The sequence below is a fragment of the Rubrimonas sp. genome (assembly GCF_036788415.1).
Classification (GTDB): domain Bacteria; phylum Pseudomonadota; class Alphaproteobacteria; order Rhodobacterales; family Rhodobacteraceae; genus Rubrimonas.
Genome location: NZ_DAIQNN010000037.1, coordinates 20,479 through 27,799, shown reverse-complemented (window position 1 = coordinate 27,799; position 7,321 = coordinate 20,479). Strand labels below are relative to the sequence as shown.

7 protein-coding genes are annotated in these 7,321 nt (G+C 72.8%); 1 reads left to right on the top strand and 6 read right to left on the bottom strand.

Annotation, left to right across the window (positions count from 1 at the left end; all coding sequences use genetic code 11):
• The coding region (locus V7Q31_RS10445; protein WP_333833764.1) for a glycosyltransferase at window positions 1-1,149 on the bottom strand (1,149 nt) is incomplete at its 3' end.
• 224 nt (window positions 1,150-1,373) lie between these two features.
• Here V7Q31_RS10445 and xth point away from each other — a divergent pair.
• Window positions 1,374-2,165, top strand: a complete 792-nt coding sequence (gene xth, locus V7Q31_RS10440) for an exodeoxyribonuclease III (RefSeq protein WP_333833763.1) — start codon at window positions 1,374-1,376, stop codon at window positions 2,163-2,165.
• A gap of 257 nt (window positions 2,166-2,422) precedes the next feature.
• Here the strand turns inward: xth and V7Q31_RS10435 are convergent, their stop codons facing one another.
• From V7Q31_RS10435 to V7Q31_RS10415, 5 genes are all read right to left on the bottom strand, one after another.
• Window positions 2,423-2,629: a cold-shock protein gene (locus V7Q31_RS10435; RefSeq protein ID WP_333833761.1), complete on the bottom strand. Its 207-nt coding sequence runs from the start codon at window positions 2,627-2,629 to the stop codon at window positions 2,423-2,425.
• Window positions 2,630-2,814: 185 nt separating this feature from the next.
• Window positions 2,815-5,994: a chemotaxis protein CheB gene (locus V7Q31_RS10430; RefSeq protein ID WP_333833759.1), complete on the bottom strand. Its 3,180-nt coding sequence runs from the start codon at window positions 5,992-5,994 to the stop codon at window positions 2,815-2,817.
• The gene (locus V7Q31_RS10425; protein ID WP_333833757.1) at window positions 5,991-6,440 is read right to left on the bottom strand and encodes a response regulator; all 450 of its coding nucleotides are present in this window, start codon (window positions 6,438-6,440) and stop codon (window positions 5,991-5,993) included. Before V7Q31_RS10425 ends, V7Q31_RS10430 begins: the two co-directional genes overlap by 4 nt.
• Window positions 6,441-6,598: 158 nt before the next feature.
• Window positions 6,599-6,820 (bottom strand): DUF1150 family protein, encoded by a 222-nt coding sequence (locus V7Q31_RS10420; protein WP_333833756.1) that lies wholly within the window; start codon window positions 6,818-6,820, stop codon window positions 6,599-6,601.
• 38 nt (window positions 6,821-6,858) lie between these two features.
• Window positions 6,859-7,275 carry an Hsp20 family protein gene (locus V7Q31_RS10415; protein WP_333833754.1) on the bottom strand — a complete coding sequence of 139 codons (417 nt, stop codon included), beginning with the start codon at window positions 7,273-7,275 and terminating at the stop codon, window positions 6,859-6,861.
• Between the last annotated feature and the right edge of the window lie 46 nt (window positions 7,276-7,321).

The following is a 7,321-nucleotide window of genomic DNA, read 5'->3' as shown; positions in this document are numbered from 1 at the left end:
GAGATGGCGGAACCCCCGCAGCAACACGTCGAACCAGATCGCGTATTCGATGGTGAAGCAGCGGGTCAGCCAGTTCTCGCGCGGGTTGTAGTAGGCGAGGCGGCACTGCACGCAGGCGACCTCCGGGCCGGCCTCGCGCAGGATGTCGGCGACGCGCGTCAGCTGGTCGGGCTCGGGCTGGTCCTCGGCGTCGTAGATCCCAACGATCTCCCCCTCGGCGAAGTCGAGCGCGAAGTTCAGCGCGCGCGGTTTGGTGCGCGGCCCGCCCGGCGGCGCCACCAGCACCGAGGCGAAAGGGGGAACGCCCAGCCGCTCCAGCGCGGCGCGGGTCGCGCCGTCGTCATGCTCGAGGATCAGCTTGACGTCGAGCAGGTCGCGCGGCCAGTCGATTCGCTCGAGCGCCTCGAGCAGCGTCGGCATCGCCTCGGGCTCGCGCAGAAGCGGGATCAGCAGCGTGATCCGCGGGCGGGCGCGGGCGGCGGACAGCGTCGCGACGCCCGGGCTGCGCCGCAGCTCGGGATCCGAGGGCGCGCGCAGCGCAAAGCCGAGCACGGCGATCCGGGCTGCGGCGTTGAGCGCGTTGAGCCCGACCAGCAGCAGAAACAGCGACGCCCCCGCCTGCGCCGGGGCGAGCGCGAAGCTCGCCGCGATCAGCAGCGCGAGGACCGCGAACCCGGCGCGCTGGCCCGCCGGCATCGGCGCGCGCGCGCTGACGGCGAGCGGCGCCCGCTCCGACGCCCGCGCCGCGAGGGGCTCCGCGAACGCCGCCGCGAGCGCGCGCGCGAGCGCCGCGGGCTCGGCCAGCGCGTAGCGCCCCGGCGGCGCGCCGGCCTCGCGCAGGGCGCGCTCGGCGGCGTCCGCGTCGGCGGCGACCAGCACCACCTCTCCGCCGATCCGCCGCCAGGGCGCGACGCGCCGGGCGACGCAGCGCGGGATGTGCGCCGGGTCGGTCAGCGTGGGGTCGATCGGCGCGGCTTCGGGGTCGATCAGCGCGACGCCGGCCTGATCGGCGGCGGTCTGCGCCAAGGCGCGCGGGTCGCACCAGCCCCGGCGCACGAGGATTTCGCCGAGCCGCCCGCCGTGAGCGCGCTGGATCGCAAGGGCGTCGCTGAGGCGCTGAGCCGTCAACGCGCCTCGCGCCACCAGCATGGCGCCGAGACGCTCCCGCCCGTCGAGGCTGCGCTCGCGAGGGCTCGGGACGTCGGACATAAGGGCAAACCGCAGGCTGCTTCCAAAACTTCACGTTGATTTGAAATGAATTTCGCCCGTTTTTGGAGCGCGACCAAAGTCGCGTGGGCCGCGCCGGCGCGCGCTGCGCTTCCGCGGTCGTGAGCGCGAGGGTAGAGTCGCGCGCGGATCGGCGGGAGGCCCCCATGAAGATCGCGACGTTCAACGTCAACGGCGTCAAGGCGCGCCTGCCCGAGCTGCTCGACTGGCTGCGCGAGGCGGCCCCCGACGTCGCCGCGCTGCAGGAGATCAAGTCGGTCGACGAGGGCTTCCCGCGCGAGGCGGTCGAAGACCTCGGCTATCACGTCGAGACGCATGGGCAGAAGGGCTTCAACGGCGTGGCGCTGCTCTCGAAGCGGCCTTTCGAGGAGGTCCGGCGCGGTCTTCCCGGCGACGAGAGCGACGCGCAGGCGCGCTGGATCGAAGGCGTCGTCATCGCCGAGGGGGAGGGCGAGGGGAAAGCGGTGCGCGTCTGCGGGCTCTATCTGCCGAACGGCAACCCCGCGCCCGGCCCGAAATTCGAGTACAAGCTCGGCTGGATGGACCGGCTCGCCGCCCGCGCGCGCGAGATCCTCGCGGCGGAGGAGATCGCGGTGTTGGCGGGCGACTACAACGTCATTCCCCAGCCCGAAGACGCCAAGCGCCCCGACGCGTGGCGCGAGGACGCGCTCTTTCGCCCCGAATCGCGGGCGGCGTGGCGGCGCCTCGTCCACCTCGGGCTGACCGACGCCTGGCGGGCGCTTCGGGCCGATCCGGGCTACACCTTCTGGGACTATCAGGCGGGGGCGTGGGGGCGCGACGACGGCATTCGGATCGACCATGCGTTGCTGACGCCGCAAGCCGCGGACAGGCTGCGCGACTGCGGGGTCGACCGCGCGGCGCGGGCGCGGGAGAAGCCGTCCGATCACGCGCCGATGTGGGTCGAACTCGCGCTCTGAACGCAAAAGGACGGCCGATGGGAGCGGCCGTCCTTCCTGGGAGTCGCCGGACATACACGACGGAAAATTCCATCACCGGCAAGGTCAAATTTTAACAGAATCATTAAGGCGAAGTTAAGATCGCCCTTGGTCGGGTGCGACAATCGAGAAAGCCCGGCCCGCGACAGGGCGACGCAAGGCGAACCCCTGTTCGCAAACAAATACGGCGCTCCGAACTCCGGAGCGCCGCCAGTTAGCCTCGAAAATGAAGCTGTTCGTCAGTTGACGACGAGGTTCGCCGCCGAAGCGCGCCCGTCGCGACCGGTTTCGAGGTCGTAGCTGACGGCCTGGCCGTCATTGAGGGTGCGCAGGCCGGCGCGCTCGACGGCCGAGATGTGGACGAAAACGTCCTTGCCGCCGTCCTTCGGTTCGATGAAGCCGAAGCCCTTGGTGGCGTTGAACCACTTGACGGTGCCCTGAGCCATGGTCGTATCCTTCGTGTCTGTTCGCCGCCCGCGAGATGCGGCGGCTCTGGCGCTGTCGTTCAGGTATCGAGACTGCCGCCGAAGACACGCAGTGATCAGATAGCATAGCAACGTCGCGCGAGCTTCTTACAAGAAACGCGCCCGAAGTGCAAGGCGCCGCCCATTTCGCGCACCGCGCGAGACGCTCAGGCCGACGGGAGGGTGAAGCGGAAGGCCGCGCCGCCGGTGGGGTTCGACTCGCACCAGATCCGCCCCCCATATTGCTCGACGATCTTGCGGCAGATCGACAGGCCCAGCCCGGCGCCCTCGACCTCAGAGCGCGGATGAAGGCGGCGGAACACCTCGAAAATGACGTCCCGCGCCGCTTCCGGCACGCCGACGCCGTTGTCCTCGACGGTCACGAGATGCGCGCCCTGCGCGCGGCGGGCGCCGATGCGGACCCGGCAGGGCCGCTCGGAGCGGAACTTGAGCGCGTTGCCGACGAGGTTCTGGAACAGCTGGCGCATGTGGACGCGGCTGGCGCGCACGGTGGGCAGCGGGCCGACCTCGACATGCGCGCCGCAATCGGCGATCCCGCGCGCCAGAAACGTGAGCGCCTCGCGCGCGATCTGGTCGAGATCGACATCCTCGATCTGCACTTCGCGGTCGATTCGCGAGAAGGCGAGAAGGCTGTCGATGATCTCGCCGAGCCGGCGCGCATTGTCGCGGATGCAGGCGAGAAGCTCGGCGCGCTCCTCCGCCTCGAGCGCCAGCGCCGGGTCGCCGAGACATTCCGCGAAGCCCGCCAGCGTGCGCACCGGCTCGCGCAGATCGTGCGAGGCGACGTAGGAGAACCGCTCGAGCTCGGCGTTGGAGGCGGCGAGCTTCTCCATCGCGTCGCGCAACCGCGCCTCGCGCGCGCGCCGCTCGGTCTGGTCGGCGAAGATCGCCACGGCGCCCGCGAGCCCGCCCGAGGCGTCCTCGAAGGGCGCGATGGTCATCGACCAGGCGCTGTCGGGGCAGTCGATCTCGCGCCCGATCGGCGCGCGGCGCGCCATCGCCTCGCGAAAGAGCGGCGCGAGCGGCGGAAAGCCCGCCGGTCCGGGGCAGGCGTCGAGCGCCGGGGCCTCGGCGCCGGGCGGTCCCGGAAAAAGCCGCTGCGCCGCCGCGCTCGCCCCGCTGATCCGCAGCATCCGGTCGGCGACCAGAACCGGCGAGGCGATTTCGCGCAGCACCGCCTCCAGATGCGCCGCCGTGTCGTTGAGCTGCTGGGAGCGCAGCTCCAGCTCCTCGTTGACCGTGGTCATCTCCTCATTGGCGGCCTGAAGCTCCTGATTGGCGGTCTGCAGCTCCTGATTGGTCGATTGCAGCTCTTCATTGGCGGTCTGCATCTCCTCGTTGAGGGTTCGCAGCGCCTCCTGCGCCGCCTCGGCCTCGCCGCCGACGCGGTCGAGGCTGCGCCGGCACGCGGCCAGCGCGTCGGCGAGCGCCGCCTCGCGGGCGCGCGCAGCGCGGGCGGGGCTGCGGCGGAGGCTCAGCAGGGCGAAGGCGTCGCCGCGCGCGGCGTCGGTCAGCGGCGCCGCGCGCAGGGTCTCGACGGAAGCGGGATCGCCGGGCGCCGGGCGGGGCGGGGTCTCGACGGGGCGGCGGTCGGCGAGCGCCCGCTCGACCAACGCCGCTCCCTCGGCGCGCCAGCGCGGGGCGAGGCATGCGCGCAGCTCCGGCGCCGCGCCTCCGATCTCCGCAGGCGCCGGGCGCAACCACTCCGCGCTCTCGCCGAAACGGCGCAGGACGCGCAGATCGGCGCTCAGGAGCGCCGCGCCGTCGCCGCTGGCTTCGGCGAGGCTCTCGAACAGATCGGGCGTCGGCGCGGAGGCGACCGTGCGGGGTGCAGGCGCGCGGGCGCGCGCCGACGCCCGGGCCGCCGGACCCGGGGCGCGCCCGACCGGGCGCAGAATGCGCGGCGCGCCGGGCTCGGCGCGGAAGGCGTCGGGATGGGCGGCGGCGCTGTCGGCCTTGCCGAGAAACAGCAGACCGTGCGGCGCAAGCGCGACCCGCATCTGCTCAAGCGCGCCGCGCTGAGCGCGATGGGTGAGATAGATCAGAAGGTTGCGGCAGCTGATCAACCCGAGGTCGCCGCAGGGCGGATCGGTGAGCACATCATGGCGCGCGAAGGTCGCCGCGTCGCGCAGCAAAGGGAGCGGACTGGCCCAGCCGCCTCCCGCGTCGCCCCCCGCGTCGCCCCCCGCCTCGCCGGCCGGCGCGAACTGGCGGCCCAGAGCCTCGGGCGCCTGCGCGACATCCGCCGCCGAATAGAGGCCGCGGCGGGCCGCCGCGAGGGCGGCTTCGTCGACGTCCGTGCCGAGAATGCGCACACGCCCGCGCCGCAGCGCCGCCTCGCCGGCCGGCGAGGCGGCGAGCAGCGCCGCGATCGACCAGACCTCCTCGCCGGTCGCGCAGCCGGGAACCCAGATGCGCAGCGCCGCGTCGCCGAGCTGCGCGAGCAGGCCGGCGAGGCGAGGCCGGAGCGCCTCGAACTCCTCGGGGTCGCGGAAGAACGACGTGACGGAAATCAGCAGCGCCCGGTTCAGCGCGCGCAGCTCGGCAGGGCTCTCGCAGGCGAGCGCGACATAGCTCTCCAGATCGCCGCAGCCGAGCGCGTCCATGCGCTTCTCGACGCGCCGGCGCAGCATCGCGGGCTTGTAGGCCGAGAAGTCGAGGCCCTGCGCGCGGCGCAGCGCGGCGATCAGCCGGGCCGACAGGTCTTCGGGCGCGTTCGCGGCACGCAGAAGCCCCGGCGCATAGGAGCGACCGACCACGCGGTCGAAGAGCGCGCCGATCTCCTCGGGCGGCAGGATCAGATCGACGCACCCGCTGCCCAGCGCGGCCTCGGGCATCGCCGAGAACTTCGCGCCGTCGGGATCCTGGACGATGGTCACGCCGCCCGCGTCGTGCACGGCGCGCAGCCCCGCCGCGCCGTCGGCGCCGGTCCCCGAAAGGACAGCCGCCACCGCGCGGTCGCCCAGCTCGGCCGCGAGCGAGGCGAACAGCCGGTCGATCGACGGCTTCGGCGCGGCGGGCGCGAGGCTGGCCGGGCGCAGCGTCAGCAGCCCCCCCTCCAGCGCGACGTCGGCGCCGGCGGGGGTGACGTAAATGACGTCCGGCGCCGGAGGGATCGGCTCGGCGGTCAACTCGACGACCTGCAGATCGGCGCGGCGCGCGAGCAGGTCGCGCAGCAGGCTCTTGTGCGCCGGCGCGACGTGCTGGGCGACGACGAACGCGCCGCCGGTCGCGGCGGGAAGCCGGCGCGCCATGGAGATCAGCGCCTCGAGCCCGCCGGCGGAGGCGCCGAACCCGGCGACGAAGGCGGCGGGACCGTCGCTCACCCGCGCGCGCCGAGCGTCAACAGGCGCAGGCCATCCGCCCCTGCGCGCAGCGTGAAGCGGGGCGCGGCGACGCAGAGCGCCGCGAGGCTGGCCTCGGTCAGCGGCTTGGACAGAAAGGCCGCCGCGCCCGCATCGAGGGCCGCTGCGCGGTCGGCGGGGTCGGTCGAGCCGGTGCAGACGGCGAAGGTCGTCGCCCGCGCCCAGCGTTCGGCGCGGGCGCGGGCGAGCAACTCGGCCCCGCTGAGGACCGGCAGGTTGAGGTCGACCAGGGCGAGGTCGGGGGCCAGATCGGGGTTGCGCGCCATCGCGTCGAGAAAGCGCGCGCCGGTCGGCCAGCTGTCGAACGGGAGCGCGATGCCCGCGCGGCGCAGGAACAGGCGGGCGAGCAGGAGGTCGTCGGGATTGTCGTCGATGAGTGCGACGCGCGCCGGTCGGTGTGCGGCCATTTCGGGCTCCTGCGTGCGGGGAGCCCGTTGATTGACGCAAATTTATGAAAATCCGCTGAAACCCGTGCCGGCGACCCCGAAATGGCAGGGCGCGCGCGGTCGGAGCGGGCGCCGCCCCGACGCGCCGGAGGGACGGCGCCGCAGTCGCCTCGCCCGGTTCAGTGCGCGCTAAGGGGCGTCATCGCATTCTCGCGCGCGAGCCGGAAGGCGGCGCTGCGGTCGGTGGTCACCGCCAGCCGGTTCCCCTGCGCGTCGTGGATCGCATAGAAATGGTCCGTCCCCGCCTGACTGCGGGCGGGTTCTGGTATCTCCTCCGGATCGACGGCGCGGATATAGACGATCCGGCTCTCGATCGGGGGCTTCATCTGCTCGTCGGTCATGGCGTTGCGCCTCCTGCCTGCGTCGGGTCCGGGGCGCCTCAGCCCCGTCGCCCGATCTCGATGGTCCGCACGACGTTCTCGGGCGCGACGCGCTCGAGATCGACATGCAGCAGGCCGCAATCGAGATGGGCGCCGGACACCTCCACGCCGTCGGCCAGCACGAAGGCGCGCTGGAACTGCCGGGTGGCGATGCCGCGATGGAGGAAAACGCGCTCCGACCCCGCCTCCTCGGCATGACGGCCGCGGATCATCAGCTGGCGGTCCTCGACCGTGATCGAGAGGTCGGATTCCGCGAACCCGGCCACTGCGAGCGTGATCCGATAGGCGTTCTCGCCCCGCTGCTCGATGTTGTAGGGAGGATAGGTTTCGCCGCTGCGGGCGGTCCGCTCCACCAGACGGTCGAGTTGCTCGAAGCCGAGCAGGAAGGGGTGCGAGGCGAAGTTCGCGCGGGTCATGCGAGCCCTTTCTCCGAAAGCGACTGCTGCGGCCGCCCCGATCCCG

Bases quoted from the DNA above. Each gene is read 5' to 3' on its own strand.
- V7Q31_RS10420 (WP_333833756.1), bottom strand. From the start codon at position 6,820: ATGACCGACGAGCAGATGAAGCCCCCGATCGAGAGCCGGATCGTCTAT.
- V7Q31_RS10415 (WP_333833754.1), bottom strand. From the start codon at position 7,275: ATGACCCGCGCGAACTTCGCCTCGCACCCCTTCCTGCTCGGCTTCGAG.
- V7Q31_RS10435 (WP_333833761.1), bottom strand. From the start codon at position 2,629: ATGGCTCAGGGCACCGTCAAGTGGTTCAACGCCACCAAGGGCTTCGGC.
- V7Q31_RS10425 (WP_333833757.1), bottom strand. From the start codon at position 6,440: ATGGCCGCACACCGACCGGCGCGCGTCGCACTCATCGACGACAATCCC.
- xth (WP_333833763.1), top strand. From the start codon at position 1,374: ATGAAGATCGCGACGTTCAACGTCAACGGCGTCAAGGCGCGCCTGCCC.